Annotated in this window: 12 protein-coding genes; 7 read left to right on the forward strand and 5 right to left on the reverse strand. The window is 69.3% G+C overall.

All coding sequences use genetic code 11. The annotated features are described in order from the left end of the window. Positions 1 to 330: 330 nt before the first annotated feature. Together AB0D53_RS28810 and AB0D53_RS28815 are read right to left on the reverse strand one after the other, a co-directional pair. Positions 331 to 594 (reverse strand): hypothetical protein, encoded by a 264-nt coding sequence (locus AB0D53_RS28810; protein ID WP_362451850.1) that lies wholly within the window; start codon positions 592 to 594, stop codon positions 331 to 333. A 516-nt stretch (positions 595 to 1,110) separates the two neighbouring features. Beyond that, on the reverse strand, positions 1,111 to 1,947 hold the full coding sequence (locus AB0D53_RS28815) for a ribonuclease activity regulator RraA (protein ID WP_362451852.1): 837 nt from the start codon (positions 1,945 to 1,947) through the stop codon (positions 1,111 to 1,113). 109 nt (positions 1,948 to 2,056) lie between these two features. Between AB0D53_RS28815 and AB0D53_RS28820 the strand changes: the two genes are divergently transcribed. The 5 genes from AB0D53_RS28820 to AB0D53_RS28840 all read left to right on the forward strand — a co-directional run bounded on the left by AB0D53_RS28820 (position 2,057) and on the right by AB0D53_RS28840 (position 8,946). Continuing rightward, positions 2,057 to 3,334, forward strand: a complete 1,278-nt coding sequence (locus AB0D53_RS28820) for an alpha-L-fucosidase (RefSeq protein WP_362451854.1) — start codon at positions 2,057 to 2,059, stop codon at positions 3,332 to 3,334. A gap of 462 nt (positions 3,335 to 3,796) precedes the next feature. Continuing rightward, positions 3,797 to 5,041 (forward strand): extracellular solute-binding protein, encoded by a 1,245-nt coding sequence (locus tag AB0D53_RS28825; RefSeq protein ID WP_362451856.1) that lies wholly within the window; start codon positions 3,797 to 3,799, stop codon positions 5,039 to 5,041. Further along, positions 5,020 to 5,940, forward strand: a complete 921-nt coding sequence (locus tag AB0D53_RS28830; RefSeq protein ID WP_362451858.1) for a sugar ABC transporter permease — start codon at positions 5,020 to 5,022, stop codon at positions 5,938 to 5,940. Before AB0D53_RS28825 ends, AB0D53_RS28830 begins: the two co-directional genes overlap by 22 nt. 13 nt (positions 5,941 to 5,953) lie before the next feature. Beyond that, positions 5,954 to 6,868 carry a carbohydrate ABC transporter permease gene (locus tag AB0D53_RS28835; RefSeq protein WP_362451860.1) on the forward strand — a complete coding sequence of 305 codons (915 nt, stop codon included), beginning with the start codon at positions 5,954 to 5,956 and terminating at the stop codon, positions 6,866 to 6,868. Positions 6,869 to 6,969: 101 nt separating this feature from the next. Then, positions 6,970 to 8,946 (forward strand): right-handed parallel beta-helix repeat-containing protein, encoded by a 1,977-nt coding sequence (locus AB0D53_RS28840; RefSeq protein WP_362451862.1) that lies wholly within the window; start codon positions 6,970 to 6,972, stop codon positions 8,944 to 8,946. A gap of 66 nt (positions 8,947 to 9,012) precedes the next feature. Here the strand turns inward: AB0D53_RS28840 and AB0D53_RS28845 are convergent, their stop codons facing one another. Next, positions 9,013 to 9,825 (reverse strand): GntR family transcriptional regulator, encoded by an 813-nt coding sequence (locus AB0D53_RS28845; protein WP_362451864.1) that lies wholly within the window; start codon positions 9,823 to 9,825, stop codon positions 9,013 to 9,015. Positions 9,826 to 10,123: 298 nt separating this feature from the next. Then, positions 10,124 to 10,948, reverse strand: coding sequence for an amidohydrolase family protein (locus AB0D53_RS28850; RefSeq protein ID WP_362451867.1), 825 nt, complete (start codon positions 10,946 to 10,948; stop codon positions 10,124 to 10,126). A 110-nt stretch (positions 10,949 to 11,058) separates the two neighbouring features. Between AB0D53_RS28850 and AB0D53_RS28855 the strand changes: the two genes are divergently transcribed. Both AB0D53_RS28855 and AB0D53_RS28860 read left to right on the forward strand, forming a co-directional pair. Next, entirely contained in the window at positions 11,059 to 13,005 is a 1,947-nt protein-coding gene (locus tag AB0D53_RS28855) for a hypothetical protein (protein ID WP_362451869.1), read from the forward strand. Then, entirely contained in the window at positions 13,002 to 13,958 is a 957-nt protein-coding gene (locus AB0D53_RS28860; RefSeq protein WP_362451871.1) for an aldo/keto reductase, read from the forward strand. Before AB0D53_RS28855 ends, AB0D53_RS28860 begins: the two co-directional genes overlap by 4 nt. Positions 13,959 to 14,026: 68 nt before the next feature. Here AB0D53_RS28860 and AB0D53_RS28865 read toward each other — a convergent pair whose 3' ends face one another. Beyond that, positions 14,027 to 15,256: a zinc ribbon domain-containing protein gene (locus tag AB0D53_RS28865; RefSeq protein WP_362451873.1), complete on the reverse strand. Its 1,230-nt coding sequence runs from the start codon at positions 15,254 to 15,256 to the stop codon at positions 14,027 to 14,029. Positions 15,257 to 15,260 lie beyond the last annotated feature (4 nt).

The following is a 15,260-nucleotide window of genomic DNA, read 5'->3' on the forward strand; positions in this document are numbered from 1 at the left end:
TGCCCGACCAATGGCGGGTGGACCAGCCGTGGCGAGCGCAGGTTCCCCAGGGACCGTGCCGAGGACATGGCAGGGCCTTGTCCTCGCGCCCCCTACCTCAGGAATCCGATGTCGGGCTTCGCCGGTGCAGTGACCGCATAGGTTCACCCGGGGACGCGAATCGCACCTGGATGCCTGGGCGAGAGGGGCGCCGCGAACACCCTGGCCGCGCTGCGGTCGATCCACCCGGCCCGCGCCAGGGCCCCGTGGGCGAGTTCTCTCGTCGGCGCCGGATGATACGGCGACCTCGCCCACTGCCGTATCCGAGCCGGTTTCAGAGAGTGAGAGAGCCTAGATCGGCGCGGATTCCACTCTGCCGGTGGCCCGTCCTCCGACGCACTGGGCGAGCCACTCGACGCGCCGCTCACTGCCGTCCGCGCCATTCGTGTGCACGTGAACGGTGTGGTCCGGCGAAGGCTCGTCCTGGTACAGATCAAGGGAGTTGACCGTGAGGGTGAGGTAGGCGTACTTCTGGGAGACGGCCGCCAGGCCGGCTTCCGGCACTTCGGGCCACGCGTTCAGATCCCAGCGCACGGCCGCCGCGGTGCCCGCCACAGCGGAGATGAACGGTTCGGCGCGGTTCGGCGCGGTCCAGCGGCCGGCCCCAGTCGAACACCCTGATCGGCAGGCACGCCGCCGGGTCGTCGCCCGATTCCGAAGAACCGCTCTCCCTGCCCTTCACAGCCCACCACTCGAGGTCGGGCAGCACCTCCTGAACGCGGCTCAGGACCTGCGGCGTGTGAATCGTCGTCTCGAAGTCCACCTCGGCATGGGTGAGGTCGGCGACCGCCAGCAGTGTTCGCACGGCACGAATCGCCTGCCTCAGGTCGGCTGTGAGAAGAACGGCGGCCGCTGCGGAATTGCTCACGGACGGAGCCTCGCACACCCCGGGCCGGCAGGGATCGACGGGGATCAGAATCCGGCAATGGCAGTGCGCGACCGAGTGCGGCGGTCCGCCATGGGACCCGGGATCCGCGAACAGCGCGGGTGCGCCCGCCGGTTCTGACGCGGGGTCCGCGCGAACAGCGCGGTGGCGCCGAGCTGTTCTGACGCGGACCCCGGCCCCGGGGCTCAGGTGGCGGCGGGCCGGCTGGCCAGGTACTCGGACAGGCCTTCGCCGGTGAGCGGGTAGTAGTCGGAGAGCCGTCCGCCCTCGTCCAGGCGGCGGCGGGCGAACTCCTCCCGGTCCTGGTGCAGCAGGGAGTCCTCAGCGAGCGGGATCGCGTTCTGCTGCGGTACGACGACGGCGCCGTCCTCGTCGGCGACGATCAGGTCACCGGGCGTCACCAGGGAGCCGCCCACGCCCACGGGCACGTTGAACGCGGACGGGAACAGCTCCGTCTGCGAGGCGTAGTGCGGGGTGACCCCGGTGCACCAGATGGGCACGCCCAGTGCGCGGACCCGGGCCGCGTCCCGTACCCGTCCGTCCACCACGATCCCGGCGCCGCCGCGCAGCTTGAAGTAGCGCACGAGCATGTCGCCGAGACAGCCGGTGAAGTGGCTGCCCCGGGCCGAAACGACGAGCACGTCGCCGGGCTGGATGGATTCGAGGACGCCCCACAGCGGGGTCTTGCGCTCGATGTCCTCCTGCTCCGCGCCGTTGAAGACGTCCTCGCGCTGCGGCAGGAACTCCAGCGTCACCGCACCGCCGGTGATCTTGACGTCCGGTTCGCGGTGCAGCGGTACGGGTCCGTCGATGAACGTCCGGGTGATGCCCATCTGATGCAGCTTCGCGCAGGCCGTCGCCGCGCTCACGTCCCTGAGGGCTTCCACCATCCGAGACGTCGGTCGTACGTAGGCCGAGGTGTGGACCGGCGCTCGCATCGACTCATAAGTACGGGACTCCTCCATCCCCTTGATGCGGGTCGCCCCCGTCGACGGCGCTTCCTGATCCCCAATCGGGTGCATGCACTTGCCTCTCCGCGTGCTCGCCGCACGCCACGCCAGTGACATCATCGCCTATCGATGGTAGATAACAGCCAATCGATTAGTGATGTCAATGCGTCTGGAGCCGTCCGTGACCGATGCTTCCACCGATCCCACCGACTCCCCTGCCCGCACTGGGTGGTTCGAGGCCTCACGCTTCGGGCTCTTCGTCCACTTCGGCCTGTACAGCCTGGCAGCGCGGCACGAGTGGGTGCGCAGCCGGGAAGCCATGTCGCAGCGGGAGTACGACCGTTACCTGACGCGGTTCGATCCCGATCTGTTCGACGCCAGGCAACTGGCGCGTACCGCACGGGAGTCCGGGATGCGGTACGCAGTGCTGACCGCCAAGCACCATGACGGTTTCTGCCTGTTCGGTTCGGCGCTTTCCGACTACACCTCGGTGCATGCGACCGGTCGCGACCTGGTGCGCGAGTTCGTCGACGCGATGCGCGCCGAGGGCCTGCGAGTCGGGCTGTACTACTCACTGCTCGACTGGCACCACGCCGACTTCACGGTCGACGAACACCACCCGCTGCGGGACACCGAGGCCCGGCGGGAGCCTCGTGACATGGCGCGCTACCGGGCGTACATGGAGGGTCAGATACGCGAGCTCCTCTCCGATTACGGCCCCATCGACCTGCTGTTCTTCGACTTCACGTATCCGGAGAAGGGTCCACAGGAATGGGGAGCGACGAACCTCCTCGCTCTGGTACGGGAGTTGCAGCCGGGCATTCTGGTCAATGACCGGCTCGGCATACCGGGCGACTACGTGACGCCCGAGCAGTATCAGCCCGACCGGCCGCTGGAGCGCGGCGGCGAGCGGGTGATGTGGGAGGCCTGTCACACACTCAACGGCTCGTGGGGGTACGACCGCGACAACCACGACTACAAGGACCCCGCGCTGCTGGTCCGCATGCTGGTGCAGTCCGTCGCCTGCGGCGGCAACCTCATTCTGAACGTCGGGCCCACCGGCCGCGGCGCCCTGGATCCCCGGGCCCGCGCCACGCTCCGCGCGATCGGCGAGTGGACCGGCCTGCACGCCCGGTCCGTACATGGTGCGGGGCCGAGCGCCTTCCAGGCACCTGCCAACGCCCTGTACACGCAGTCCGGCACCCGTCTGTATCTGCACCTGCTGGCCTGGCCCCTGAAACACCTCCACCTGCCGGGACTGGCCGGGCGCGTGCGGTACGCCCAACTCCTGCACGACGGCTCCGAGATCCGCTTCCACGAGATGGACGGCGCACGGCACGAGCACAACAATCTCGCGCCGCCGGACCAGCCGGCGGGCACCCTCACCCTGACTCTCCCCGTCGCCCGGCCCGACGTGCTGCTCCCGGTGATCGAGCTGGAGTTGGACGGGCAGGAGTGACCTCGGTGGTGAGACCGTCGGTCGAGCGCCTTGCGGTGGCGCCGAGCGCGGATGACGGCTCCGACGCGGTGGCGTCGGGGGCGGACGAAGACTCGCGCCTGAGGGGGAGTTGGCGAACCCGATCCACCCGGCTTCCGCTCACGGTCCGCTCCCCCGCAGCCCAAGGCCGCGCAGTCGCAGGGTGGTTGCTCGCCCACGGGGACGGCAACGGCCGGAAGAACGAACTCAGAGGTTTGGCGCAGCACCCTTGAAGAAGCGGGGTGCCGCCCCTAGCATCAGCAATCGATAGACGATAGTCACGGAGGCGAGGGCTCTGCCCCGCCCCCACCGCATCGCACCACCTCGCCGGGCGGCCACCACCGATGACCGCCCGCGGCCCCCTCCCACTACTGCTCCACCGGGAACTCTGCGGCTGAATACCAGCTATCGATTATTCACGACTACGCAACGGAGCGTGTCCCGATGAAAACAATGTGGCGTCGTACCTGCGGACTCGCCCTGGCTCCCCTGGTGATGGCATCGGCCGTCGCCTGTGGCAATGGGTCCGACCAGGCCTCGGAGGGCACGACCCTCCGCGTCATCGTGAACATCACGCCGAACCTGACGGAGAAGTACTGGAACGATCTGTTCGACACCTACGAGAAGTCCCACCCCGGTGTGACGGTCAAGCTCGAACTGACCGGAACCATCTCGGCGGACGCGAAGCTGAGGCAGGACCTGGCCGCGGGCGACCCGCCGGACGTCGCCCAGCAGATCACGCCGACCGCCGATACCGCGTCGCTCTTCGCCGACCTGTCCGACCAGCCCTGGACAGCCAAGACTCCGCTGGCCGACCAGTACGCCATCGACGGCAAGCACTACGTGGTCGGTGTGGGTGAGCAGATCCAGTCGCTCGTCTTCTACAACAAGGCCGCTTTCGAGAAGGCCGGGATCGACGCCACGAGCATCCGGACCATGGATCAGTTCACGGCGGCGATGGGCAGCCTGAAGGGGGCCGGCTACAAGCCGTTGCAGACCGCCGGGCAGTGGGTCACCGGCTCCCAGTTCTCGATGATGGCCGACGCGGGTGTGCTCACCGCCGACCCCGCGTGGACGGCCAAGCGCAAGGACGGCAAGGCCTCCTTCGCCAAGAGCGACTACCTGCCCTACCTGGAGCACTACAAGAGCTGGATCGACGAGGGATACCTGGACAAGAGTGCGCTCGGCCTCACCTACGCGGACGGCCAGACGGCCTTCCTGAACGGCAAGTCCGCCATGTACATCATGGGTTCGTTCTTCGTGCCCGCCGCCGACGCCGCCAAGAAGAGCGACGAGATCGGCGTCTTCACCATGCCGACCGACGGGGCCTACCCGTCGGGCCAGTTCGGCAACATCTCGAACCCGTACGTCGTCGTGAACAAGTCCCGTCACAAGGCCGAGGCGATCGAGTTCGTGAAGTGGACGACCACCGACCCGAAGGCCATCAAGAGCCAGCTCGCCTCCGACGCCAATCTGCGCGAGGGCTTCACCTACCCGATGTCCAGTCTCGGTTCGTCCGTGCAGAAGATCCTGGACAAGGCGCCGTCGGTGATCGTGAAGTCCGGGAAGAACCAGCCGATCGCCGGGTTCAGCGACGAGCTGAACAAGCAGATCCAGTCCCTGTACACGGGCTCGTCCCCCGCGGGCGCGGCCGACGGATTGGACAAGTGGTGGAACTCGCAGAGCTGAACGCAGGGCTCAAGCAGCGGCGTCGGGCGAGGCTGCGAGACTCGGCGATCTCCTTCGGGATGATGGGCCCGGCCGTCCTGCTCTACACGGTGATGACGGTCGTGCCGGTGGGCGTCGCGGTGTATCTCAGCCTGACCGACTGGGACGGCTTCTCCACCGCCACGTTCACCGGGCTCGACAACTACAAGCACCTGTTCGACGACCCGAGTTCGTCGGACGCCTGGTACGTGACGGGGCTGATCGCCTTGGCAGGCACGGTGCTCATGGTGGGACTGGGGCTCGTGTACGCGCTGGCCCTCAAGGGCCGTTCGCGCACGAACTCCTTCTTCCGGGCCGTCGCCTACTTCCCGCACGTGATCAGCGCGCTGATCCTCGGCTATCTGTGGGCGGCGATCCTCGGCACCAACGGCGCCATCAACAACACACTCGCCAAGTTCGGCATCGAACCGCTCGGCTTCCTCTTCGACGAGAAGTTCGCGCTGATCTCGCTGATCGCGGTAATCGTGTGGGCCGGATTCGGCTTCAACGTCGTCCTGTTCGTGGCCGCCCTGCAGACGGTGCCCGCCGAGCTGCTGGAGGCCGCGGCGATCGACGGCGCCTCCAAGCGACAGATCAATCTGCGGATCGTGATCCCCATGATCGCTCCCGTGGTCACCGTGGCAACGGTGCTGAACCTGGTGGGGCTCATCCGGGCGTACGACATCGTGGTGAGCCTCACCGGCGGCGGGCCGGCCGGGTCGACACAGACGTTCACGTACCTCATTCTCGCCCGGTCCTTCGAGGGCACCAAGGTCGGGTACGCGACCGCGCAGGCAGTGTTCCTGATGGTGGTGTCCGCCGTGCTCGCCCTCCTCGTGACGGCGTTGCGCAACCGTCAAGACCAAGCTGCGACAGGTTAGTTAGGAGCCGGTGGTGGTCGTACTAGAGGCAGAGGTCCGTGACAGGCCGAAGGCCGCGCCGACCGAAGGTGGTGTCGCGGCGCGGCGCACGGAGCACAAGGAGCCGCGCTCGCCGGTGCGCTGGGGCCTTCTGGGTGTGCTCCTCGTCGTCATGATCGTGCCGATCTACCTGCTCGTGGTGAACGCTTTCAAGTCGCAGCAGGACATCCTCGACAACCCGTTCTCGATCCCCCTGAGCGGGCTGACCTTCGAGCACATGTCGGCGGCGATCAACAGCCCGCAGTTCAACGTCATCGGCGGTTACGGCTTCACGCTGTTCCTCGTCGTGGTCGTGGACGTGCTGTGCATCCTGCTCGCGGGCCCGGCCGCGTACGCGATCGCGCGCAGCCTCAAGCGGCGTACGCAGCTGGTGCTGCTGTACTTCCTGGCCGGCACGTTCATCCCGGGCGCGGCCGTGATCATCCCGGTGATCTACGTGCTGCGCGAGGTGGGCCTGGCCAATACCGTGACCGGTCTGGTCGCGCACGATGTGGCGACCACGCTGCCGGTGAGCATCTTCCTGTTCGTCGGATTCATCCGCACCATTCCGGTGGACATCGATCACGCGGCGACGATCGACGGCGCGGGCCGGTACCGGACGTTCTGGTCCATCATCTTCCCGCTGATGCGCCCCGCGGTCGTCACGGTGCTGATCCTCAACTCGATCGGGATCTGGAACGACTTCGTCTCGCCGCAGATCCTGCTCAGCCCGTCCTCCGGGCACTACACGGTCACGACGGCGATCTACGCCGGCATCAGTCAGTACTCGACCGACCTGACGAAGGTGTTCCCGAACCTGCTGCTCGCCGTCGCGCCCGTGGTCATCTTCTTCATCTACATGCAGCGCCACATCATCAGCGGCCTCACCGTCGGCGCGGTGAAGGGATGAGCCGCGAGAGCACGGGCCGCAGGGAGACGGCCGGGCTCGATGTTTCCCGTCCGAGAGAGAGCCGAACGAAGAGAGAGGATCACGGAGTGCTGAGGAGATGGATGCCACGGTCCCGCAGGGGACCGTGGTCCGCAGCCGCCCTGCTCGCCGCCCTGACCGTGGTGGTGGCCGGTCAGCCCGCCGCCGCCCATCCGGTCAAGTTCCGGACGGGGCATACGTACTACGTCTCGCCGTCCGGCCAGGACACCGTCGGCGGCAGAAGCCCCAGGGCGCCGTTCCGGCACATCCAGAAGTGTGCCGACGTGATGGTTCCGGGCGATACCTGCCTGGTCCTGTCCGGCACGTACGAGGAGACCGTGGTGCCGGCCCGTTCCGGCACCGCCGAGCTGCCGATCACGTACCGCGCCGCCCCTGGTGCGGAGGTCACGGTGAGCGGGGCCTCCCGGATCGGCGGCTTCGAACCGGTCACCGCCGCCGATGTCACCGAGATCGCCAGGTCCGACCCGTTCGCCGCGGACTCGCCGTTCAGCGAAGCGGTGGCGGCCGGGCACGTCTACAGCACCGGCGTCGACCTCGGCGCGGACGTGACCACCGTGCAGGTGTTCACCGACAAGAAGATGGACATCGAGGCCCAGTGGCCGTATCCCGGTCTCGATCTGCTCGACCCCACGCTCCAGTACGCCGGTGAGGGCAGCGCGGACGCCACCATCGCCGACGCGGACCTGACCCGCCCGGCGGGGTACTGGGACGGTGCGCGTGCCCTCACCGGCTACTGGTACATCTCGGCCACCACCACCGTGAAGAGCTCCGCCACCGGCTCGGTGACGCTGGACACGGCACCGCCGTGTGTGCACAAGGTGGTGCCCAAGGAGACCCGGTACGCGCTCTCCGGGAAGATCGGTGAACTCGCGCATCCCGGCGAGTGGTTCTACGACCCGACCGCCAAGCGCCTGTACGTGTACGGGACCGACGACCCGGACACCCACACCGTCGAGGCCAAGCGGCGCACCCTCGGCTTCGACCTGACGAACGCCGGTCACACGACGATCGCGGGCATCGGCCTGTTCGCCACCACGATCAAGACAGGCCCCTCCAGCACCGGCGTCACTCTGGACGGCATCAACGGCCGTTACCTGTCCCACTACACGGACATCACCCGGGGTGCGACGGACTGCGGCAGCACGGTGACACGGGGCGTCGGCGACACCGGCATCATCCTCGACGGCACCCACAACAAGATCGTGAACAGCGATCTGGCGCTGAGCGCCGGGAACGGCATCGCGCTGCGCGGACAGAACAACACCGCCACGGACAACGTGATCCACGACGTCGACTACATGGGTACCTACGCCGCGGGCATCGCCGTGCAGGGCAACAGCCAGACGGTCACGCACAACACGATCTCCCGTGTCGGACGCAGCGGGATCAACCTCCAGTGGAACGAGGTGAGCGGACTCGCCCCGGGCAAGGACCTGATCGCGTACAACGACATCTCCGGGTACGCCCGGCTCAGCCTGGACGTCGCCGCGATCTACACCTGTTGCAGCGCCTGGATGATGGGCACCTCCATCGACCACAACGTGCTGCACGACCCGGCACCGGCCACGACCTCCACCACGTTCGGGATCTCGGGGGTCTACGCGGACAACGGCCAGAGTGACCTGGTGATCGCGAACAACGCGGGCTGGGGCAACCGGGAGGGCACGGTGATGCTCAACGGTCTGGGCACCGGGTCGCACGACAACAGCGTCTACAACAACACCGGTGGAATGACGCTGTTCTACGTGAAGGAGCCGGGGCAGTCGACCGGCACCAGGATCTACAACAACATCGGCACCATCCGCGGCCTGGACGGCGCCACCGACGGCGGGCTCGTGCTCTCCAACAACCTCCCCACGGGCGTCGATCCGCTGTTCGTCGACGCGGCGAACCACGACTTCCGGCTGACGGCGGAATCCCCCGCACGCAATCAGGCGATTCCGCTGCCGGGAATCAATGACGGTTCCACGGACGCGACTCCGAGTCTGGGCGCCTACCAGTACGGGGCACCGAAGTGGACTGCGGGCGCCCGTAGGTAGCCTGCGCACAACACGGCCGTGGGCCCGATCCGGAAGGAATTCCGGGTCGGGTCCACGGCCGATGGATCAGTTCGGCTTCGCCGCCGATTTCACGGCCGCGGTCTTCCTCGCCGTCGTCTTGCCGGTCGCTGTCCTGCCGGCCGTCGTCTTCTTCGTCGCGGCTGCCTTCTTGCGCGGCTTCCTGGCCTCCCGCGCGTCCGGGACGGGTCCGCGGCCGGCCGCGTGGTCGGCGAAGGCCTCGGCCGCCTTGTCGGGCTCCCCGGACCGCAACAGGCCGACGAGACGGCCGTGTTCATCGGCCATCGCGCACCAGTCGCCTTCGAAGAGCGGGTCGGAGATGGCCCGTAGGGTGCGCAGGCTCGGCTCGATGACCTCCCACATCCGGGCCAGGAACGGATTGCCCGCGTACTGGCTGACCAGGGTGTGGAACTCTATGTCGGCGTCACGGAAGCCGCTGACGTCGTTCGCGGCGACCGTCTCGTGCATCCGCTCGACCAGTGCGTCGAGCTCGGTGAGCTGTTCCTCGGTGATGTGCTCGGTGGCGAGCCGGGCGGCCAGGCTCTCCAGGGGCTCGCGGACCTGACGGGCGTACTCCGCGTCCTGCGAGGAGATCTCGACGACGAAGTGGCCGCGGCGCGGGACGTGCGTGAACAGCCCCTCACGGGCGAGCCGCTTGACCGCCTCGCGCACCGGGGCCTGGCTCACGCCGAGCCGCCGGGCGATCTCCGATTCGACCACGCGGTCGTTCGGCGCGAGATCGCCCTCGACGACGGCCTGGCGGAGCAGTTCGTACACCTGGTCCGAGATCAGGGTCTTGCGGAACCGGTCCTTGTTGGTGGCCAGCGTGGAGACGAATCCACCCGACGCATTAGATGCCATGAATACCCAATCCTGCACAGGGGCACGTCAGTTGCGACATAATACGCGCCCGTCTTCTCTCGATGGAGTCACATCGAGGTTTCCAGCTGCCTGTCCTTCAGTCATTCCCGTCCGACAACTTCATGGGCGGTTCGAAATGTGCCATCGGGCCTCTCTCCGCGGAGGTGGGGGCCGGCTCTCGGCGAGGTGAATTCGGTCACCGTTCATCGCCTATCGATCATCGAGGGAATCGAAGCAGGGGCGTTCGAGCACTGTCAACCGCACGGACGCCGACCGCATGCACATCAGCCACGCGGGTTCAGCCATCGAGCCGGTACACGCGGACCGCGTTCGTATGCAGTACACGATCGAGCCGATCGGCAGCCAGATGGGACAGCCCGAGCCGGGAGGTGGCGAGCGAGTCGGCCCGTGAGCCGCGGGGCAGACAGATCGGCCAGTCGGAGCCGAGGAGGCAGCGGTCGGGCCCGATGGTGTCCACGACGTGTCGCACCAGGTGCGCGATGCGCTGCGGCGGGAGCCCGTGCTGCTGGGTGAGCAGCCCCGAGATCTTCACCACCACGTTCGGGCTCGCGGCGGCGCGCTCCACATCGCGGAACCACTCCCCCGCCTCCGGTGTGCGCGGGTCCGGGGCGTTGCCCAGGTGGTCGACGACGACGGTGAGCCCGGGATGCCGGGCGCCGATGTCGGCAGCCGCCGCCAACGCCCGCCGGTGCAGATTGAGTTCCAGCGCGACACCCGCATCCTCCAGCACGGGGACGAGCGCGCGGGCCGGCTCGGGGGTGTCCGTCCACGAGGGGCCGCCGAGCCGCATCCCATTGGGGCGGGTGTCCCCCAGATCCTGGAGACGGGCGCGGAAGGCACCGGGCCCGTCCGCGCCGTGGACGTGCAGGTTGGCCACGTATCCGATGACCAGATCCGGGCGGCGCCGGCGCACTTCACGCAGGGCGAGCGTCTCTCCCGCGTCGCCGCGCGACGCCTCGACCAGGATCGCCCCGGCCAGGTCGAGGCCCGCACCCGACTGTTCCAGGTCGTCCTCGCCGAAGGCGCGATGGTGCTCGCCGCCCGGTCGGATCCACGGGAATCCCTCGGCCGGATCCCACAGGTGGACATGGCAGTCGATCACGGTGCGCCTCCTCCTCGGGCCTGTCGGGGCCGCTCCGAAGTATTGACACTTCGGCTCCCCTCCCATGAGTCTAACTATCGGCTATCGATGGGCGATTGTTCAATCCGTACATGACGAGGGTGCAGGTGTTCTCGATGCTCAGGCCTGAACGAACCGGCGACGCGCACAGCACGGGCGGGGCGCACGGTCCTCTGCTGACCGCGACCCGGCGCGTCAGCGAGGTCCCCGAGTGGGCTCATTTGGAAAGGGAGTTGTTCGCGGTCCAGGACAAGGCATGGCGACTCTTCGCCGACCGCTACACCGAGGGAGACGGGCGCCTCGTCTTCCGCGACACGCTCGGGCAGGGCATGGACGGCCGGGACGGCGTGGACGACTTCTACGAGCCGTTCTTCAACTGGCCGACGCTCTATCTGCTCGGCGGCAGCGCGGAGCTGCTGACCGCCGCGCGGCGGCACTGGCGCGGAGTCACCGCGCAGCTCACCGAGATGGGGATGCTCTCTGACGGTCTGGAGCGCGGTTACGACTGGTTCCACCAGGGCGAGGGCCTGCTCCTCTTCTACGGCCTGTGCCTGGCCGACCCGCACGACGCGGAGCTGCGCGAACTCGCGCTCCGCTTCGCCGACTTCTACCTTCCCGGCGGCCCCAACTACGACCCCGGGCACCGCCTCCTGCGCGCCCCGCACAACGGCTCGGCGGGCCCGCGCTTCGGCTTCAGCGACGAGGAGGCGTACTTCCCGTGGAGCCTGGCCCTGCGCCCGTACGGTCTGCCGCTGGACGGCGTCGACGACGTCGCGTCCTTCGACGACCTGGCGGCGTCGCCCGAGCGTGCCCGCGCTTACGGCCGCGCGATGTGGGAGCGGATGGGCCGGGGTGACACGATCGTGAACCTCGGCGCCACCGGTCTCGCCACCAACGCCTTCCTGCTCAGCGGGGAACAGCGCTACGCGGACTGGGTGGCCGAGTACGTCGGCGTGTGGCAGGAGCGGCTGGCGGGCCGCGACGTCGTGCCCGACAACGTCGGCCTGAACGGTGTGGTGGGCGAGTACCTGGACGGCCGCTGGTACGGCGGCCACTACGGCTGGTCGTGGCCGCACGGCCTGTCCCCCGTCGGCAGCGCCACCGTCATCGGCGCCGCCAACGCGACGCTCCTCACCGGGGACCGGGGCTTCCTGGACCTCGCCCGCAATCCGCTCGACGCGGTGCTGCGCCACGCCGAGCAGCGTGGCGCCGACGGGATGGGCACCCTGGGCGAGCGCTGGGAGCCGCACCTGCGCGCGATGACGGCCGGGCGCACCCTGATGGTGCCGCAGCGGCACAACGACTCCGGCTGGTTCGACTTCACCGTCATGCCGGGTCAGCTCCCGCTCGCGCTGTGGCACTTCAGCCGTGAGCAGGCCGACCGGGACCGGATCGAGCAGCTGCGCGCCGGGTCCCACTGGGACTGGACCGCCGTGCACACCCAGCGGATCAAGGACGAGGCCGGGCACGAGGAACCCTGGTACGAATACCTGCACGGGCGGAACCCGCACTTCCCCGAGCGGATGCTGCGCAGCGCGCTCGCGAGCTGCGCCGAGCGGGTCGAGGCCATCGAGAACGACGGCGTCGACCCTGCCGTCGGCCCCGACGCCCTGGACATCCACCACTGGCAACACCTCAACCCCGTGGTGACGGAAGCCTTGTTGCAGCTGACCACGGGCTCACCGCAGGTCCTCTACAACGGCGGCCTCGCCCAACTGCATGTGCGCTACCACGACGCGGAGGCCCACCGCCCCGGCCTGCCGCAGGACGTCGCCGCGCTGGTCTCCGACATCCGCCCGGACCACACGGTGGTGGAGCTGCTCAACCTCGGCGGTGCGGCGCGCTCCCTGCTGGTGCAGGCGGGATCGTTCGCCGAGCACCACGTCGCCACCGTCCGTGTGGACGACGGACCCGAGCGGCCGGTCGACGGACCGTACTGCCGCGTCGGCCTTCCCGGGAACTCAAGGATCCGGCTGACCCTGACCATGACGCTGCGCGCGAACCGCGCGGCCTGTGCCTCCCCGTGGGAGACGGCATGACCGACACCACCGCAACGAGCCGGCTGCCCTTCGCCCTGCCCCGTCTCGGTATCGGCACCGCCCCCCTGGGCGGGCTCTTCGAGGAGGTCACCGAGCAGGACGCCGCCGCGACCCTCAAGGCCGCCGCCGAGGCGGGGATCACGTACTTCGACACCGCGCCCCGCTACGGACACGGCCTCGCCGAACAGCGCCTGGGCCGCCTGCTGCCCCCGTCCGGGGACACCGGCCCGGTGATCTCCACCAAGACGGGCTGGCTGCTGCGCCCCCGGCCGGACGGCTCACCCGGTGAGGTGGTCACCGACTGGACCGAGCGCGGCATCCGCGAGTCCCTGGAGTCGAGCCTGACCCGCCTGGGCCGCTCCAGCGTCGACATCCTCTATCTGCACGACCCGGACGACTACCCGGACGAGATACGCCGCACGGCGTATCCGGCGGTGCGCAAGCTGCGTGACGAGGGGCTGATCCGGGCGATCGGATTCGGCATGAACCACAGCGGGCCGCTCGCGGCGTACGTGGCGGAGTTCGACGTCGACGTCGTACTCATCGCGGGCCGCTTCTCACTCCTCGACCACGAGGCGCTCACCACCCTGCTGCCGCTGTGCGCCAGGACGGGCACGGCGGTGGTCGTCGGCGGCGTCTTCAACACCGGGCTGCTGGCCGACCCGTCGCCCGGCGCCATGTTCAACTACCGGCCGGTTCCCACGGAGGAACTGGAGCGGGCACGGCGGTGCCGGGCGCTGTGCGAGGCGTACGAGGTGCCGCTCCCCGCAGCCGCCATCCAGTTCCCGCTGCTGCACGACGCCGTCGGCTCGGTCGTACTCGGCTGCCGTTCGGCGGCCGAGGTGACGGCGAACGCGGCGGCTGCCCGATTCCCGGTCCCGGACGAGCTGTGGCAGCGGCTCGCGGAAGCCGGGTTCGTGCCCGAGCAGTTGCTGGACGGGCGCGCCGGGTAACGCCTCCCGGGAGCAGGCCGGGCAGGCCGGAGCGTCGCTGCCCGGCCTGTCCCGGGTGGTGTCCGGCCTCAGGTGCGCTTGAAGATCTCGACCTCCCCGATCGCGATCGGCCGCCCCGCGCCCTGACCGGACGCGGCCCTCAGCACGAGCCGTACGGAGACGACGTCGCTGATGCCGGTCCGCATCGTCTGCCGGCCCGGCTTGTCGGTGAGCGTCATCGTCTTCTCATGGACCTCACCATCCGCCGAGGTGATGATCACATCGGCCCGGGTGGGCCTGGCTCCCTTCCGGAATTCCTCGGGCTCCGTCGACACACCGGGGTACACCACGACGCCGACCAGCCGGAACGGCTTGTCGAAGGTGCACGTCAGCGACGAGCCGAGCGTGGGTGCCCCCCAGTACTTGTTGGTCAGTCCGTCGACGGCGGCGGACGCCGGATGGCCGGGAGCCTGTGCGCTCGCGGTGACCCCGGTCGGGCTGATCTCCGCCGTTCCGCCGAGCTTGTCCCGTACGTCCTCGAAGACGTAGCGTCCGGCCGGCACGAGCAGGAAGCCCGCGAACAGCAGCCCGACGACCACCAGCACCAGCACGGTCCGCCGCAGCGCCCGGCCCGATCCGCTGCGCACCCGGCGGCGGAACGGCCACACCGTACGCCACCACGGCAGCGGCGCTGGCTGCTCCCTGGTCTGCAGCGGTGCGGCGCAGCGGCGGCAGAACTTGCGTCCCGGCAGGTTCGGGGTCCCGCATGCCGGGCACGGCGGCCCGTCCGGTTCCTCGCTCTCCGTCACGGGCCTCACGACGGGCCGCCGGACGACCGGCCTGGCCGGCTGCACCGCGACCACGGGCTCGTCCGGTTCCGTCGGCTGCGACGGTTGCGGTGCCTGCGGCCGGACAGGAGCGGGCTGCGCCGGTGGTTCCGGCCGTACGACGGCGGGCGGCGCCGGTCGCGGGGCCGGCTCCGGTGCCGGTACGGGCTGTGCGGGCGGCGCCGCGGCGGGCTCCGGTGCACGCGAGCGCTCCGGTCGTGCCGTCGGCTCGGGGCGCGGCGTGGGCCGGTCCCCGGCCGGCGGGGCCTCCGGCTCAGGGGCGGGAGCGGGGCGGGTCACGGGCTCGGCCGGGGTTCCGGCCGCGGGCTCGGCCGGCGGGCCCGTCGGTTCGGTGGGCCGGGCGGGGGCGGTGGGTTCCGCCGCGGGCGCGTTCTGCGGCGCCCTGGACGACCAGCCCAGGTAGGAACCGCAGTTGCCGCAGAATTCGTCGTCCTCGCGGTTGGCCGAACCGCATGCCGGACACGAACGCATCGTG

The organism is Streptomyces sp. NPDC048295 (assembly GCF_040652135.1).
Classification (GTDB): Bacteria; Actinomycetota; Actinomycetes; order Streptomycetales; family Streptomycetaceae; genus Streptomyces.

What these genes read in the sequence shown, in the direction of transcription:
- AB0D53_RS28815 (WP_362451852.1), bottom strand. Translation starts at nt 1,947, where the DNA reads ATGCACCCGATTGGGGATCAGGAAGCGCCGTCGACGGGGGCGACCCGC.
- AB0D53_RS28825 (WP_362451856.1), top strand. Translation starts at nt 3,797, where the DNA reads ATGAAAACAATGTGGCGTCGTACCTGCGGACTCGCCCTGGCTCCCCTG.
- AB0D53_RS28840 (WP_362451862.1), top strand. Translation starts at nt 6,970, where the DNA reads ATGCCACGGTCCCGCAGGGGACCGTGGTCCGCAGCCGCCCTGCTCGCC.
- AB0D53_RS28845 (WP_362451864.1), bottom strand. Translation starts at nt 9,825, where the DNA reads ATGGCATCTAATGCGTCGGGTGGATTCGTCTCCACGCTGGCCACCAAC.
- AB0D53_RS28855 (WP_362451869.1), top strand. Translation starts at nt 11,059, where the DNA reads ATGACGAGGGTGCAGGTGTTCTCGATGCTCAGGCCTGAACGAACCGGC.
- AB0D53_RS28860 (WP_362451871.1), top strand. Translation starts at nt 13,002, where the DNA reads ATGACCGACACCACCGCAACGAGCCGGCTGCCCTTCGCCCTGCCCCGT.
- AB0D53_RS28865 (WP_362451873.1), bottom strand. Translation starts at nt 15,256, where the DNA reads ATGCGTTCGTGTCCGGCATGCGGTTCGGCCAACCGCGAGGACGACGAA.